This window comes from Paenibacillus thermotolerans (assembly GCF_028745515.1).
GTDB lineage: Bacteria > Bacillota > Bacilli > Paenibacillales > YIM-B00363 > Paenibacillus_AE > Paenibacillus_AE thermotolerans.
Genome location: NZ_JAQZSG010000016.1, coordinates 1 through 14,374, shown reverse-complemented (window position 1 = coordinate 14,374; position 14,374 = coordinate 1). Strand labels below are relative to the sequence as shown.

15 protein-coding genes are annotated in these 14,374 nt (G+C 51.0%); 12 read left to right on the top strand and 3 right to left on the bottom strand.

Going from position 1 to position 14,374, the window contains the following annotated elements:
• Positions 1 to 35: 35 nt before the first annotated feature.
• Both PT964_RS14375 and sigJ read left to right on the top strand, forming a co-directional pair.
• Entirely contained in the window at positions 36 to 1,325 is a 1,290-nt protein-coding gene (locus PT964_RS14375) for a phytoene desaturase family protein (protein ID WP_274364056.1), read from the top strand.
• Between the two features lie 21 nt (positions 1,326 to 1,346).
• The gene (sigJ, locus tag PT964_RS14370; RefSeq protein WP_274364055.1) at positions 1,347 to 2,225 is read left to right on the top strand and encodes an RNA polymerase sigma factor SigJ; all 879 of its coding nucleotides are present in this window, start codon (positions 1,347 to 1,349) and stop codon (positions 2,223 to 2,225) included.
• Here sigJ and PT964_RS14365 read toward each other — a convergent pair.
• Positions 2,222 to 3,310, bottom strand: a complete 1,089-nt coding sequence (locus PT964_RS14365) for a HupE/UreJ family protein (protein ID WP_274364054.1) — start codon at positions 3,308 to 3,310, stop codon at positions 2,222 to 2,224. The two genes, sigJ and PT964_RS14365, sit on opposite strands and share 4 nt — an antisense overlap.
• Positions 3,311 to 3,472: 162 nt before the next feature.
• The gene (locus PT964_RS14360) at positions 3,473 to 6,178 is read right to left on the bottom strand and encodes a metallophosphoesterase (RefSeq protein ID WP_274364053.1); all 2,706 of its coding nucleotides are present in this window, start codon (positions 6,176 to 6,178) and stop codon (positions 3,473 to 3,475) included.
• A gap of 262 nt (positions 6,179 to 6,440) precedes the next feature.
• Here PT964_RS14360 and PT964_RS14355 point away from each other — a divergent pair, with 262 nt between their 5' ends.
• Positions 6,441 to 7,394: a helix-turn-helix transcriptional regulator gene (locus PT964_RS14355; RefSeq protein WP_274364052.1), complete on the top strand. Its 954-nt coding sequence runs from the start codon at positions 6,441 to 6,443 to the stop codon at positions 7,392 to 7,394.
• 13 nt (positions 7,395 to 7,407) lie between these two features.
• Here the strand turns inward: PT964_RS14355 and PT964_RS14350 are convergent, their stop codons facing one another.
• The gene (locus PT964_RS14350) at positions 7,408 to 8,937 is read right to left on the bottom strand and encodes an MDR family MFS transporter (protein WP_274364051.1); all 1,530 of its coding nucleotides are present in this window, start codon (positions 8,935 to 8,937) and stop codon (positions 7,408 to 7,410) included.
• Between the two features lie 183 nt (positions 8,938 to 9,120).
• On the opposite strand from PT964_RS14350, the gene PT964_RS14345 reads away from it, so the two are divergent.
• From PT964_RS14345 to PT964_RS26555, 9 genes are all read left to right on the top strand, one after another.
• Positions 9,121 to 9,378 (top strand): hypothetical protein, encoded by a 258-nt coding sequence (locus PT964_RS14345; protein WP_274364050.1) that lies wholly within the window; start codon positions 9,121 to 9,123, stop codon positions 9,376 to 9,378.
• Between the two features lie 38 nt (positions 9,379 to 9,416).
• Positions 9,417 to 9,941, top strand: a complete 525-nt coding sequence (locus PT964_RS14340; RefSeq protein ID WP_274364049.1) for a cysteine hydrolase family protein — start codon at positions 9,417 to 9,419, stop codon at positions 9,939 to 9,941.
• Positions 9,942 to 10,141: 200 nt separating this feature from the next.
• Positions 10,142 to 10,924: an aminoglycoside phosphotransferase family protein gene (locus PT964_RS14335; RefSeq protein WP_274364048.1), complete on the top strand. Its 783-nt coding sequence runs from the start codon at positions 10,142 to 10,144 to the stop codon at positions 10,922 to 10,924.
• Positions 10,925 to 11,003: 79 nt separating this feature from the next.
• Complete coding sequence (locus PT964_RS14330; RefSeq protein ID WP_274364047.1) at positions 11,004 to 11,315, top strand: hypothetical protein; 312 nt, start codon at positions 11,004 to 11,006, stop codon at positions 11,313 to 11,315.
• A gap of 28 nt (positions 11,316 to 11,343) precedes the next feature.
• A complete protein-coding gene (locus PT964_RS14325) occupies positions 11,344 to 12,141 on the top strand; it encodes a lipid II flippase Amj family protein (RefSeq protein WP_274364046.1) in 798 nt (265 codons plus the stop codon).
• Between the two features lie 20 nt (positions 12,142 to 12,161).
• Positions 12,162 to 12,689: a DinB family protein gene (locus PT964_RS14320; RefSeq protein WP_274364045.1), complete on the top strand. Its 528-nt coding sequence runs from the start codon at positions 12,162 to 12,164 to the stop codon at positions 12,687 to 12,689.
• 79 nt (positions 12,690 to 12,768) lie between these two features.
• Positions 12,769 to 13,116: a VOC family protein gene (locus PT964_RS14315; RefSeq protein WP_274364044.1), complete on the top strand. Its 348-nt coding sequence runs from the start codon at positions 12,769 to 12,771 to the stop codon at positions 13,114 to 13,116.
• A gap of 528 nt (positions 13,117 to 13,644) precedes the next feature.
• Entirely contained in the window at positions 13,645 to 14,013 is a 369-nt protein-coding gene (locus PT964_RS14310; RefSeq protein WP_274364043.1) for a class I SAM-dependent methyltransferase, read from the top strand.
• On the top strand, positions 13,947 to 14,120 hold the full coding sequence (locus PT964_RS26555; protein ID WP_425262729.1) for a TylF/MycF/NovP-related O-methyltransferase: 174 nt from the start codon (positions 13,947 to 13,949) through the stop codon (positions 14,118 to 14,120). Before PT964_RS14310 ends, PT964_RS26555 begins: the two co-directional genes overlap by 67 nt.
• The last annotated feature ends 254 nt before the right edge of the window (positions 14,121 to 14,374 follow it).

The following is a 14,374-nucleotide window of genomic DNA, read 5'->3' as shown; positions in this document are numbered from 1 at the left end:
CCTTGTCATATGGTCAAAAACATGAGGTGAAGGCCGTGAGCATATCGGACAAAAGATGGGACGCAGCGGTGATCGGCGGGGGACTTGCCGGGCTTACCGCTGCCGTCTTCTTGGCGAAGGCGGGGTTATCGGTCGTGCTGTTAGAGAAGTCGAATGTATTGGGCGGACGTGCAAGAACGATGAAAAAGGGCGGCGGGCTGCTGAATTTGGGAGTTCATGCGTTCTATCAGGACGGGGCGGGCGAATTGATTTTGAAGGAACTGGGGATCGAGCTCAAAGGCGCCAACCCCCCGCCGTCGGCTGTCGCCGTAAGGGACGGGAGCATGTATCCGCTGCCTGCCGGGCCTATGAAGCTGCTTTTGTCCAAGCTGTTTTCCGCAAGCGGAAAGATGGAGCTTGCCCGGCTCATGATGAGGCTCGGTAGCATGAAAACCGGCGCATTCCCGAACATCAGCCTGCGCGATTGGGTGGAGAGCGAATTCGGCGATCCGCTCGTGCGGGAGGTTATTTATTCCGTCTGCCGGTCCAACACCTTCGTGCCGCATCCGGAGCTGCAGCTTGCCGGCCCGGCTGTCCGGCAGCTGCAGCGGACGTTCGGTGGAAAGGCGTTCTATGTCGACGGCGGGTGGGCATCCCTCGTTCGCGAATTGGAAGAGACAGCGGAACGGCTCGGAGTCGTCATCCTGACCGGCAAATCGGTAAAGGCAATCGAACGGAGCGGAGAAACACTATGGATCCGATTAGCGGGCGATGAAACGATGGATGTGCGAAGCGTCGTCGCGACCGCCGCTCCGGCGCAATTATGCAATATGGTGGAGAATGCGGAGAAGACGAGTCTTGCGGACTGGAATCGTCGCATTCGCCCGATGACGGGGGCTTCGCTCGATCTGGTGCTCCGCCGGCTGCCGTCGCCGAAGCGGGATTTCGTCGCCGGTTTTTGGCTCGACCGGCCGCTCTTTTATAACAATCCGACTTCGGTCGCCACAATGAGCGATGACGGTTCCGTCGTCGTACATCTCATCAAACATCTGGGGTTGAACCCGAGCGAGCCGAAAGCCGACGAACGGGAGCTGGAAGCGGCGATGGACCTCATGCAGCCGGGGTGGAGAGCGGAGGAAACCGCCCGCCAGTTTCTGCCGAAAATGACGGTTGCGTACCGCTTTCAAGACATCGATAATAATAATATCGTACCCGGACCGAAGGTGCCCGAGATCGACGGGCTGTACGTCGCGGGAGATTGGACCTTCGTAGACGAGATGCTGGCGGATGCCGCGCTGGCGAGCGCCAAGCGGGCGGCGCTTGCCGTCATTCGGGAACGAATGTAAAGGCGGCCTGGGGGGAATCGGATGGAGACCGGTGTTTTATATTCGGAATTGAAGCCGCTTTTGTTTTCAGTGGCGTACCATATGCTGGGGAGCGTTACGGAGGCGGAGGACCTCGTGCACGAGGCGTTTCTTTCTTTGGAGGAAACGCCTTCGGGGCATGTCCGCAATGTCAAAGCTTATTTATGCAGGACGGTTGCGAACCGAAGCATCAATCGGCTGAAGTCCGCCGCCAATAAGCGCGAGGTATATACAGGGCCGTGGCTGCCGGAGCCGGTCAGAACGGGCGCCGCCCCGACTCCCGGCAACGACCCTTTGCACCGTGTGGTGATGAAGGAGTCTTTGTCGACGGCTTATTTATTGCTGCTTCAGCAGTTGAGCGCCACGGAGCGGATCGTGTTTTTGCTTCGTGAAGTGTTTCAATACCCGTTCGATGAAATAGCCGACATCGTCGGAAAGAACGCCAATTATTGCCGGCAAATTTTTTACCGCGCCCGAAAAAGCTTGTCTGCGGGCAAACGCGAAACAACGGTATCGCCGGATGCGGTCGAACCGGCTTTGGTCGGTCGATTCGTGGATGCCCTTTTGTCGGGAAACGTGGCGGGGCTGGTTGACATACTATCGGCAGACTCCGTTCTTTATACCGATGGCGGCGGCAAAGTAAAAGCGGCCGTTCGCCCGATCATCGGACCCGATCGCATCATCCGTTATTTGGCGGCCGTTCATCCCGAGGTTCCGGCCGGATTTACGTGCCGCGTCGGCGAAATGAACGGAGGCCTCGGCGTTGAACTGAAAGCGTCGGATTATACCTTCGCCGTGATTACGTTTCAATGCAAGTCCGGCCGAATCTCGGACGTTTATATCGTGATGAATCCGGAAAAGCTTGCCCATTTTAATAATTAAGAGGCGGCAAGAGTATCCCAAAGACGCTCAATAAACCAAAAACATCCGACCGCTCCGATGATGCCGGATACGCCGAACGCCATACTCGGATACCATCGAACCTTGAAGCCCCACGCCAGCAACGGCAGCAAAACGGCGAGTGCGGCCAGCTGTCCGAGCTCGACGCCCAGATTGAAGGAGAAGAGGGAAAGAACGTAATTACCTCCGAGAGACCCGCGCAAAATATCGGCGAAGCCGAAGCCGTGCACGAATCCGAACAGCAATGCCGCCAGCCACCGCCAGCTCGTATGATGCTTCAACCATATGTTTTCGGCGGCGATATAGATGATGCTGAGCGCAATGAGAGGCTCTACGATATTCAGCGAGATCGTGAATATGTCCAGCGCGGACAAGGCGAGCGTAATGCTGTGTCCGACAGTAAAAGCGGTAAGCATTTTCAAGTAGTCCGGCTTTTTTTGCTTGAGAATGACAAGCCCGAGCAAAAAGACGAGATGATCGTACCCTTCCCAAATATGCTCCATCCCCATGACGGTATAAGTCCAAAACGTATGCATCCAGCCGGGAACCTCAAACTTGATGACGCCCCGCCCGGCGCTTGCCGCCGCTACGGCCGCGTTTCCGCCGAACTCCCGGCTGCCGCTGTTGAAAATATGCTCCGTTGTGGAGGCGGTCTCCCCTTCGCCTGCGGTCACGTTCGCAATATTGCGGTGCTTCGGATCCAAGTCGTCGAAGAAGAACCGGTACTCGATTTGATAGCGCTCGATCGGCTTTTCGAACTCGTATTGCAAATCCATCCGGACGTAATCCGTTTCGCCGCGTTTGACGAGCTTCGCATCCGTCATTTCCGGCAAACCCGCCGTATCGTTGTTTTTGACCGTCAAGTAATCCGCGACCAAACGCTCCAGCTCCGAACGTTCCCAGCCGATCCCGTTTTCGTTTGCTTTCGGCTCTTCGTCCGGACCGATAACGAATACTTTTTTCCCGTGCAGGTCGATCCACTGGCCGATTTCCTGCGGATCCAAGTAAAGAGAATACTGGATCGTATTCCCGCGCAAGGCGATGTCCGAATACCCGATCGTGGACATATGGGCTTGCGCCTGAAGCGGAGGGGCGATGAAGATTAAAAGCAGCGCGCATAACATTACTGTGAATCTATAGAAATGGAACAACATGGCGATTTCCCCACCTTGAAAAAGATGATAGGAAATGAACCCGAACGGCCGGGCCCATTCCCCAAAAGTTTCCTATTATCGAACGGTAAAGCCCCATACGTCGGACGTCGTTCTTCCGCCGTAATCGTCAGAGAGTCTTACGTACCAATAATACGTCGAGCCTTTTTTTAAGCCTCTCCAGCCTACGGTCGCTTTCCCGCCGCTCGGTATGTCGGACGCTTTGCCGATCACGTTGTCGGTATACGCATTGACTGCGATGTAGTCCGTCGCCACCTGCTTCTCAACAGGCTTAAGCTCGATCGGCAGGCTGAATTCTTCCTTTTCATCCGCAAAGAAATTGTAGTCATCCTTGTACGGCGAATAGGTGTTCACGATCAGCTGTCCGTTCTCGGCATCGAAGTGGAGAAGGCGCAAATAGCCCGAGCCGCCTTCCGGCCCCGCTTGATAGTCGGACAGCATCTCGATGACGGTGCGGTCGCCGACATGCTTTACGTTATAAGCGACCCCATGGTGATGCCCGCAGAGCACGAGGAATACGTTGTCGTTCTTGGCAACGATTTTCTCCCATATTTCCTGGCCTTGTCCCGTGTAGTCGCCGCTCGGCGAGATGTATTCATGGGTAGCGACGATCGCATTCCGATCCGGATACTGCTTCAGCGCCTCGTTCGCCCAATCGATCGTTTCCTGCGTAATGGACCAGCCTAAGTACAGGATGATGAAATCATTGCCTTCGGAAGAAATCAGGTCGTAGTGGTCCCGGTTATTGCCCAATTGTCCGCCGTAATAAGGGCGGTCTTCGAAACGGTCTTTGCCGAAATACTTCCAATATTCCGCATAGTTCGCCGCGTTGAAATTCACGTCATGGTTGCCGGCCACGACACCGTAAGGCATGTTAGCGTCGTCCAATATTTTCATGCTTTTGTTCGCATTGGCCCACTGGTTCGGCTGGTTCCAGTCGTCGACGATGTCGCCCGTATGAACCGTATAGTCGATCTTCAGCTCCTTGCGATTATCGACAATATATCGGTTCATCTTATCGAAGATGTCCGGGTAGCTCTCGGAATAATATTGGGTATCGGTGATCCAGGCGAACGTGAAGTCATACTCGTCCGGCGAAGGGATCAAATCTTGAACCAGCACGCGGATGACGTTGTTCTGCACCATGTCTTTGACGCTGACCATCGCGCGCAGCGTAAAGTCTAGTTCACCCATGCCGGAAGCGGCCGCTTCCCACTTGCCGGTGTTGTAGTTCCAAGTGTATAGCGTCACTTGGCGGCCGGGAAGCGAATGGCCTTCCCATACGACTTCCACTTCCTTGATCCCCGCAAGATTGTTTTGCAACGTAAGATCGAAGCGGTGGTAAGGGAATTTCGTATCGGCATCCGTCGTGAAGTAGCTGTCGTCCGCGACGGCGGCGGCCGAGTATGCTTCCGCGCTGAATTCCGTTTCGCCGGACGGGATCATTTCCAGCGGAGGCTCGCGGTCCGTAGCGTTCGAATAAGCTTTATTGACGGTCTTATTGTTCAAATCGGCCCGGAAACCTTGATAAAACGTTACATCCATCGGATCGCCGGTCGGGTCGTTCACCCGGACATTCAGCTTCGGGTTAAGCGAGGCGACTTGCGCACCGTCGGCAGGGTCCGTTTCCGCAGGCTTATACGGATGCTCTTCAACAACATTGAACGAGACGGAAGCCGACTGCTGATTTCCCGCTTTATCGGTCGCGGTCACCTCAAACCGATGCGCCCCCGGCGCGAGATCCACTCCCGCAACGGTGGAGGGCAGCCGGATCGGATTGCCGTCGAGCTTTCCTTCCACTTTGGCGATTCCCGATACCGTGTCGACCGCTTTAACGGAAAACTCGATGTTTCCTTTGTACGTTTTCCCTTCGACGATCGAGGTGGATTCGATAACCGGCTTGGAGTTATCGACGATTGTTTTGGCTTCGACCGTTTGCTCGCCGTTCGGACCGGCCGCTTTCGCCGTTACCGTATGAACTCCGTCCGCGGATTGCGTCGTATCCCACTCATACGACCAAGCGAGAAATTTTTCGTCCGGAATCGTAAACAGGAAATCCGCGCTTTCCCTCGCTGTCAGGTCGTTCGGCGGCAAACCGTCGCGAAGCGCAACCGGATCCGTCGCCGGTACCGTCTGGATCGATCCGTCACCGATGCGCACCTTGATGTCCTCCACCGGCATGACCGTTCCGTCGGATAATATCAGACGGAAGTTCCGCACGGTAAAATCGTCATTATTGCCTTCCGTACCGGTAGGCGCCTGATTGTTACCCGAATATAAGGAGATGACGTTCGCGCCTTTTTGCAGAAAATTCGTCGGAATCGGCACCCTTACGGTTTGGTAGCCGGTGACCGCGCCTTCAAAAATGTGAACGACTTGATCGCCGATTAAGATGCCGTTCTTAAAGCCGTTGTCGAATCCGTTCACCTCCATTACGAATTCCGGCGGTTTCGGCAAGCCTTGAACGGCCGGCATCTGCACATCGTCGATATAGAGCGACAGCGATTCGTCCGGGTTGCCCGTCTCGGCCTGAAGCGTCTCGATTCCGGACAGCACGTCCAGATCGCGGACGGACAAGCTGAGCGGCGCATAGACGGAAGATGTGACGGTAGAATCAGCGGCGTTCAATTGCGAAATCAACGCTTCCTGTCCGGTTTCGGCTTGCGCGAGAGCTTGACCGGCCCATCCCGGCATCAGCAGGGCGGACGTAAGAGCGACGGCTGTGAGCCGGCTTCGCCATTTCGTTGGGGTAAAGCTTTTCATTATTATTTCCCTCCCGTATGTATTGATGGCGGGGCCGCTCCCGCCTCAGCTATAATGTAGTTGGTAAAAATCAGTAGAAGGTAAAATAGATGCTAAACTTTGGTAAAAATGATAATTGATAGATTAGGGCTGCGGCACCAATTTCATAGGAGCTCAAAACCAGATTCGGATATGGCAGTTCCGAAAATTTTACATGGAATTAACTTGACGGGATCATAGGGAGTTTTTAAAGAGAGCGCGGACGGATCACGGAGGGAAGTCTATGAAACTAGAGCGGTTGATTTCAATGATATATATGCTATTAAACAACGAAGTGATTTCGGCATCGGAGCTGGCGGAAAAATATCAGGTTTCGCAGCGGACGATCTATCGGGACATCGACGCCATATGCGCAGCGGGCATTCCGGTCGTTTCCTATCAAGGGGTAAACGGCGGGTACGGGATCATGGAAACGTACAAGATGGATAAAAGTCTGTTAAGCTCGTTCGATATCGAAACGCTGCTTACGATGCTGAACGGCTTGTCCGGCGTGTTCGTGGACGAGCAGACGATGGATACGGTCCGCAAGCTTCAGACGATCCGGTCCGAGGGCTCGGGGCCGGGCATGACGCTGGAAATCGAGAACCGCTGGTCGAACAAGGAGACGCTTCGGCTGCTTCGGTCTGCGATCAAGTCCCGCAAAGTCGTGTACATGGAATATATGAGCTTGAAAAACGAAAGAACGAACCGAACCGTCGAGCCGATCTGTTTAATGTATAAGAACCGTACTTGGTATCTTTACGGCTTCTGCAGAAGCCGCAAAGATTACCGCGAGTTTCGATTGTCCAGAATGACGGACGTGCAGGTGCTGGCGGAGACGTTTCACCGGCAGCATGAAATGCCCGTTCAAGAACGCGGGGCATTCGAAGATCTCATACCGGAGGAGCCGATCGTCGCCTCCGTTCGGTTTTCGCGCTTTATACTTGCCAGAGCTCTTGATTATTTCAATGATCGGGAAAAACACTTTCATTCGGACGGTACGCTTACCGTCACGCTTCGTTTGAAATCGCCCGAAGAAAAGAGATGGCTGTTCCCGATTCTATTAAGCTTCGGTGAAGAGGCGGAACTCGAGGAGCCTGCCGAGTGGAGAACCGAATTCAAGACGATGCTTGAACATATGCTGAATAAGTATGCGGAGGCGCAAGTCGACCGCATCAGTTCGATGCGGTCGACGTGAGCGCCCCCTCTCGTTAATGAGATGCGGCGTACGCTTCCGATTCCGCCTTCGGATCGTGCTTTTCACCGCCCATTGCGAAAGCCGCCGCAAGCGAGAGAAAAGCGGGAATGAGCCCCCAAACAAAAATGCCTGAAATGGACGATGCCAAACCGGACGTAATCAGCTCCAAAGCGTTTTCCGGTATTAGCGCCCGCGATGCGGAAGCCATCAACACATAGGGGTCCTTAAAGTCGATGCCTTTGGGTACGGCCAATCCTTTTGCCGCGAAAGATTCGGACAGTTCTCTCGTCATGGCATGGCTTTGAAGAATGCCGAAAATGGTAATCCCGAGCGTCATTCCCAAAGAACGAAGGAAATTTAACGTCGCGTTGGCCGACCCTCTTTGATTTCCCGGCAATGAATGCATTGCCGCATTGGTTAAAATCGAGAACGAAGCGCCGATCCCTAAACCGACCAGAATCATGTACAAGGTGATGATCAAACGCGATGTGTCCGTCGATATGGTCGTCAGAAGCCCGGTCCCCGCTACAAGAAGCGTCAAGGTCGTCAATAATATGGTCCGGTAAGGGAGCCGGTTCATGACGAAGCCGCTCAAGGTAGCCGAGACGACGGTTCCCAGCATCATAGGCAACAGCACATGGCCCGAATTTGTCGCCGTACCGCCCAATACGCCTTGCATGAAGATCGGAATGTACACGGAGGCGATAATATACGCTGCGCCGCTAAGTATGGCGATCAGATTGCTGGAAGCGAAGAGGCGGTTCTGGAACATGCGGAACGAAATGATCGGCTCCGAGGCGCGCCGCTCGGCGAGTACGAAGGAGGCCGCCAGAACCGTAAAGCCCCCGAATAAACCGACAATTTGCACCGAATCCCAGGCATACATCTTTCCGCCGAACTCAAGCGCGAACATTAAGCAAACGACCGCCCCCACCAGTGTGATTGCCCCGATCCAGTCGATCCGCTGCTTGGCATGTTGAATCGTTTCCTTATAAAAGCCGGCGATAAGCAGCAGCGCAATAAGGCCTAACGGGATGTTAACGTAAAACACCCATTGCCAGCTGATATAATCGGTAATGTATGCGCCGAGCAGCGGGCCGAAGATGCTCGAGAGGCCGAATACGGCGCCGAACATGCCCATCAGCTTGCCGCGATGCTCCGGAGGCACCGCATCGAACATGATCGTGAAGCAGATCGGGATCAGCGCCCCGCCGCCGATTCCTTGGATCGCGCGGTAGAGGCTTAGTTCGACAATCGAGTCAGCCGTTCCGCACAGCGCGGAGCCGAGCATGAACGTAATAATTCCGAAGACGAAGAAACGCTTGCGGCCGTACATATCGGACAATTTGCCGAAGATGGGCATCCCCGCCATCTCAGCGATCATATAAGCGGACATGACCCATACGAATTTATCCATGCCGCCGAGCTCCCCTACGATGGTTCCCATTGATGTTGCGAGAATCGTGTTGTCCATGGAGGACATGAGGATCGATAACAGAAGCCCTGCGACGACCCATGCGGATTTGCTTTTGTTGCTGCTCATTTACATAGACACCCTTTCGTTTGGATTGACTCCATCGTAAAGGGTGAAGTTTGACAGCAGTATGTCAGTGTTTGAAAATTGATTTTTTGACGTAACTTTCCAATCAATGGAAGCGTATAAAGGGTACCGACCGCCGAATGAAGGGTAAGTCATCAACGAAGAATTGAAATGGAGGATAATCGAATGGGCAAACCTACTATGGCGCTAAGAATCGCATGGTTAATTCCCAATATCCTGACATATGTTTTCTTTTTCGGACTGTCCGTATTTGTAATTGTTCATGCGGAGGGGCTGAAAGATATAAATCGGTTAGGGATTTGGCTAGTTGCTCTTATTTTATTGTTGTTTGTTGCGATCTTCGGCTCTTACCGCATCAAGGCACGTTTTGTTGCTTGCCGCAGGTACTATATTGCCAAAGGAACATACGTTTGTATAAAATAGAAAGGAAACCAATTAATTCATGGAATGGGGTCCGAAAGATGGGGAATGGCACTGCCTTGCTGGTCATCGACGTTCAGAACGGAATGTTTATGGAAGAATATCCGTTACACGACAGCGACGGGTTGCTAGAGCGAATTAGCAGTCTTATTACAAAAGCTAGAGAAAAAAACATTCCCGTTATATATGTCCAACATAACGAAGGTGAAGGCGAGCCGCTTGAAACTAACAGCGAAGGCTGGAACATACACCCTAGGATTGCGCCTATTGATGGGGATTTAATTATTCAAAAGCACGTGCCCGACTCGTTCCATGAAACGAATCTCCAAACGGAATTAAAGTCGCTAGGGATCGATAACGTTATTTTGACGGGGCTTCAAACCGATTATTGCGTCCACGCGACAAGCCGCCGAGCCAGCGAGTTAAACTATCAAGTGACTGTGGTCAAAGACTGCCATAGCACCTTTAGCATAGGCAATGAAAGTGCGGAGGAGATTATCGCCCGTTACAACGATCAGTTTCGGGCTTTTGCAAACCTCGTTGAATCGTCGAATATTGAATTTTGATTAAACTCGGCCGCTACTTTTTTGATTGGAGCAAGTAGCGGTTGGTTTTTATATGATATTCTATTGGTATTACCGAATGGAGGCGTTGTCTATGGAAAGCCATGTACATGACAATCGGGCATATGATCAAACGGGGAACACGCATAACTAGCCCGTTAAACTGCGAAATTCCCCTTACATGACGAAAGGGGTACCACCGCGTGAAAGATAAGGAAAACGAACTCGTATTATCTGCCGACAAGTCCGTTACTCGCAAGGAGAATGTCATTTATCGGCCTTCGGGTCCGTGGACGCCGCACGTGCATTCACTGTTGCGGCATTTGCAGGAATCGGGCTTTACCTCGCTGCCATCCGTCATCGGCTCCGGATTGGACGAAGACGGTCGCGAGATGCTGAGCTTTATTGAAGGGGAGTTCATACACCCCGGCCCTTGGAGCGACGAGGCGTTAGTGGAGGTTGGGGGCATGCTTCGAAAGCTTCATGATGCTTCCGCAAAGTTTGTGCCTGCAGCCGATGCGGAATGGAAGCCATGGTTTTTGAGGGGAATGGGCGGAACGCATGTTGTATACAGTCATGGCGATGTGGCGCCTTGGAACATGGTGACACGTAATGGGCATCCTTTTGCGCTGATCGATTGGGAGTTTGCCGGTCCCGTCGATCCGTTAGCGGAGCTGGCACGGGTATGTTGGCTGTTTCCGCAGCTTCATGACGATGATGTCGCGGATCGGGTAGGTTTGCCCTCATTGGCAGTTCGAGCTCGGCAGCTTAGGCTGCTTGTGGACGCTTACGGTTTAGATCGGGCTCAAAGGCATAAGATGTTCGATCTGATCTTGGAAGTGGTCGTAAGAGAGACTGCTGAGGAAGCGATTGAGAATCAAGTTACCCCCGACAGTCAAGGACCGCTTTGGGGGATTGCTTGGCGGGCACGGGCTGCGGCTTGGATTTTGCGGCACCGCTCGGTATTGCAAAATTCGCTTGCTTAGGTAAGGGACGAAATGGCCATTCTTTTCAAGGATGGCCACTTTCTTGGACAGAGCGGCGCTATAACGGAGTGATGCTGTAATGAACGCCTTATTCGGTACATTAAAGGTGCTGCTAATGCTTGCACCGACATACCTCACCCTTTATTTGCTTATTCAATACTTCCCCTATACCGGATTAGGCAGGATCGCTGCCATTCCAGCCATTCTGACGGTAAACATCATCATCATACTAACAGGTCGAATCATTGCGGCTCGTTATACCAAGAAATCGTTGAAAACCTTCTGCGGCGTGGTCGTCATCTTGTTGACGATGGTTGTTGCCGTCGCTCTCTACCCGCAAGAATTCGCGCCTCACGTCACGATTCAAATATGGGACCTTGTTAGCAATTAGAATAACAGGCAAAAGGGGAAGCGAATTGTTGGTTGAACAGCTGATCATTATTTCTGTTTTTACATTCGTCATCCATTTTTCGGAAACCATTACTTATTCTCTGCGTTTAGCAGGGGTGCGTTTAGGAAGACTCGCCGTCGCCTTGTCCTTATCCGGAGTTATTCTATTGATTGCTCGAACGGCTAACATGGTCCAAGCTCCGCTTCTCGGGAAGATGATTGATTTTGCTAAGCATCACCCGGAGTACGCGTTAACCGATCAACTTCGACTGATCGTCGGGTCGGCAGCTATTGGAACGCTCGCTGCAATACTCCTTTTTCCGTCAGCCGTTTCCCTTTTTTCTAGGGTCGTGGTTCAACTGGAAGCAGCCGGTTCCATACCTCAAATGGTGCGCTCCTCCGTTTCCTTTCAAAAAATAAGCAACGCACGGAATCATTTGCGGTCTCCGAAACTATCGATGTTAGCGCGCTTAAGAATCGGCGGAGTACCCAAAAGGCTAATACTTCTAAATTGTTTTGTTACAGCCATTTATACAATTGGAGTCTTGTCCGCCCTGCTTGCCTCGACCTTGACTACCGAATATTCAACGGCTGCCTCCCAATCGTCCGGGCTGATCAATGGCATTGCGACAATATTACTGACCCTGCTGATCGATCCGCAAATCGGCCTGATCACCGACAAAGTCCTAAGAGGCGAAAAAAATATTGCGGCGCTTCAAAAAGTGTTCGGATTGCTGCTGGTCTCAAGATTAGCGGGGACAGTTGTCGCGCAATTATTATTAGTGCCGGCGGCTTATTGGATAACGTGGGTGATCTCCGTATTGTAGATTCCACAGAGGAGGATAATATGAATTTCAATATGAAAGAAGCGATTGAGGTTCTGGAGCGCACACCGCAATCATTGGAATATTTTTTGTCCGGCTTGTCCGACGGGTGGCTTCAGTGCAACGAAGGCGAAGGAACATGGAATGTTACCGAAGTGATCGACCACCTGATCGAGGCAGAAAATACGAATTGGATACCAAGATTGGAAACGATTATTACGGAAGGCGAAAGCAAAACTTTTCCGCCATTTGACCGTACTTCGCACTTACAAGAAAACTCTAATACTTCCATTGAACAAAAATTGCATGCTTTTAAAACGACCCGGCTGAATAATATAGCCAAACTTAAGGCTCTTATTGAGCCTGAATTGCACCTTGATTTGACGGGTAAGCACCCTGCATTCGGCGTGGTGAAGGCAAGCGAACTGCTTTCTACGTGGGTTGTCCATGATTTCACCCATATAGCTCAAATCGTACGAGTAATGGCTGAAAGATATAGGGAAGATGTCGGGCCCTGGAAACAATATTTGGGAATATTGAACAGGAAATAAAGGAAGAATTAAAAACTTTAGCAAAACCTAGTGCGGTGAGTCTAACATGAACTGTTGAAAGATGAAGGGAGTGTATGGGATGGGGTTCCAATGTCAGGTGCCGATTATACCGGTATATTCTATGGATGAATCTCTTGCATTTTATCGGGATGTGCTTGGTTTCGATGTCGCGTGGGTTTGGGAAGACAACGGATATGCCGCAGTACGATGCGGCGATATTGAACTGCATTTGGATGTACAGGAATCGTTCACTACATATCGGGCGCATTCGTACTTTTTTGTTGATAATGCAGATGAAATGTATGCCGAATATAAAATCAAAGGCGTAGACATTGTCCAGGAATTGGAACATAAGCCGTGGGAAGTAAAAGAATTTACCTTCCGTGATCTTAACGGCCATATGTTTAAAGTGGCACAACAAATTTGAGGCTTCATTTCCTTTTTTCTATTCGCTGCTTCACAATGTCTTTCGGGACCCAGCAATTAAATTTGTATGAAGGCTTTGTTGCATAGCCCAGTCTCTCACATTTATAAGTTGTATGGGGCTTCGTCTTATTAACGCCGAAATGTATGCACGTGGCGCAGCAATGATATTGATTCATTCTAAGGTCCACCTTCCAATCATGGGAATAACTGTATTTAAACAACCGGAACGGCAGTCCAAGGCAAATACCATGTCGGGACCGCCGTTCCTTTCTTATCTCGTCTTGGTGCTTACAGGCAGGGGTTAACGATATTTTTCAAACGCGGATGCACGAAGGGCTCCTGATTATTTAGCAAATGCTGCGCGTACATGTCGGTGGGCCAGCAGTTTGAAGTCCATCACTCATCATCCTTTTGGAATAAATGCCTTGCATGAACAATTCAACGTTAGCTGTCTCCTTCATTATTGGTCAGTGGTACGTTCATAGCAATAGTTTTGCATTTTCTGATTTCTAAATTTCCGAGGTGTACTATGGAATTCATTGAGTTGATGCGTAATTCTTATTGTATCGATGACCGTTATGACCATTTCGAGCATCTGTTGGATCAAGTATCAACGGATGGCTTATTTTTAGAATTTGGTGTGAGAGAAGGGGACTCCGTAAATTTTATCGCCAATATCATTTCACCCCGTATCATATACGGTTTTGATTCGTTCGAGGGATTGCCCGAAACATGGGAAAGAAAAAAGGATGGTTCACTCAATTACGAAGCGGGGACTTTCTCTGTGGAGAAATTACCCGAGGTAAGTTCTAATGTCGTTTTAGTAAAGGGTTGTTTAGCGACACGTTACCTGAATTTGCAAACCATCATAACGAAAAGATTGCTTTCATCAATATAGATTCCGACTTGTATAGTTCTGCTAAGACGATTTTGACTGTTCTAAATGAACGGATCGTGAATGGAACCATTCTCTATTTTGATGAAATTACAGGATGGGGGATTTGATTGAACAATACGATAATTGGCAAAATGGAGAATATAAAGCTTTTATCGAATGGCTTGAGGAATATGGGAGAGAAGTGGTGCCTTTATCGCGGAATAATCGGTATGGCGCCGCTGTAAAAGTAATCCGGTAATATGTAACAGGAAATAGCAACACTATGAGTTGCTACAGGCCTGTTTTTCGCGTTGTGCGGGAAAATAGCCACACTATAAGCACTAGCCTTGCATAAAACCTCACACACCAATTTTCACATCAA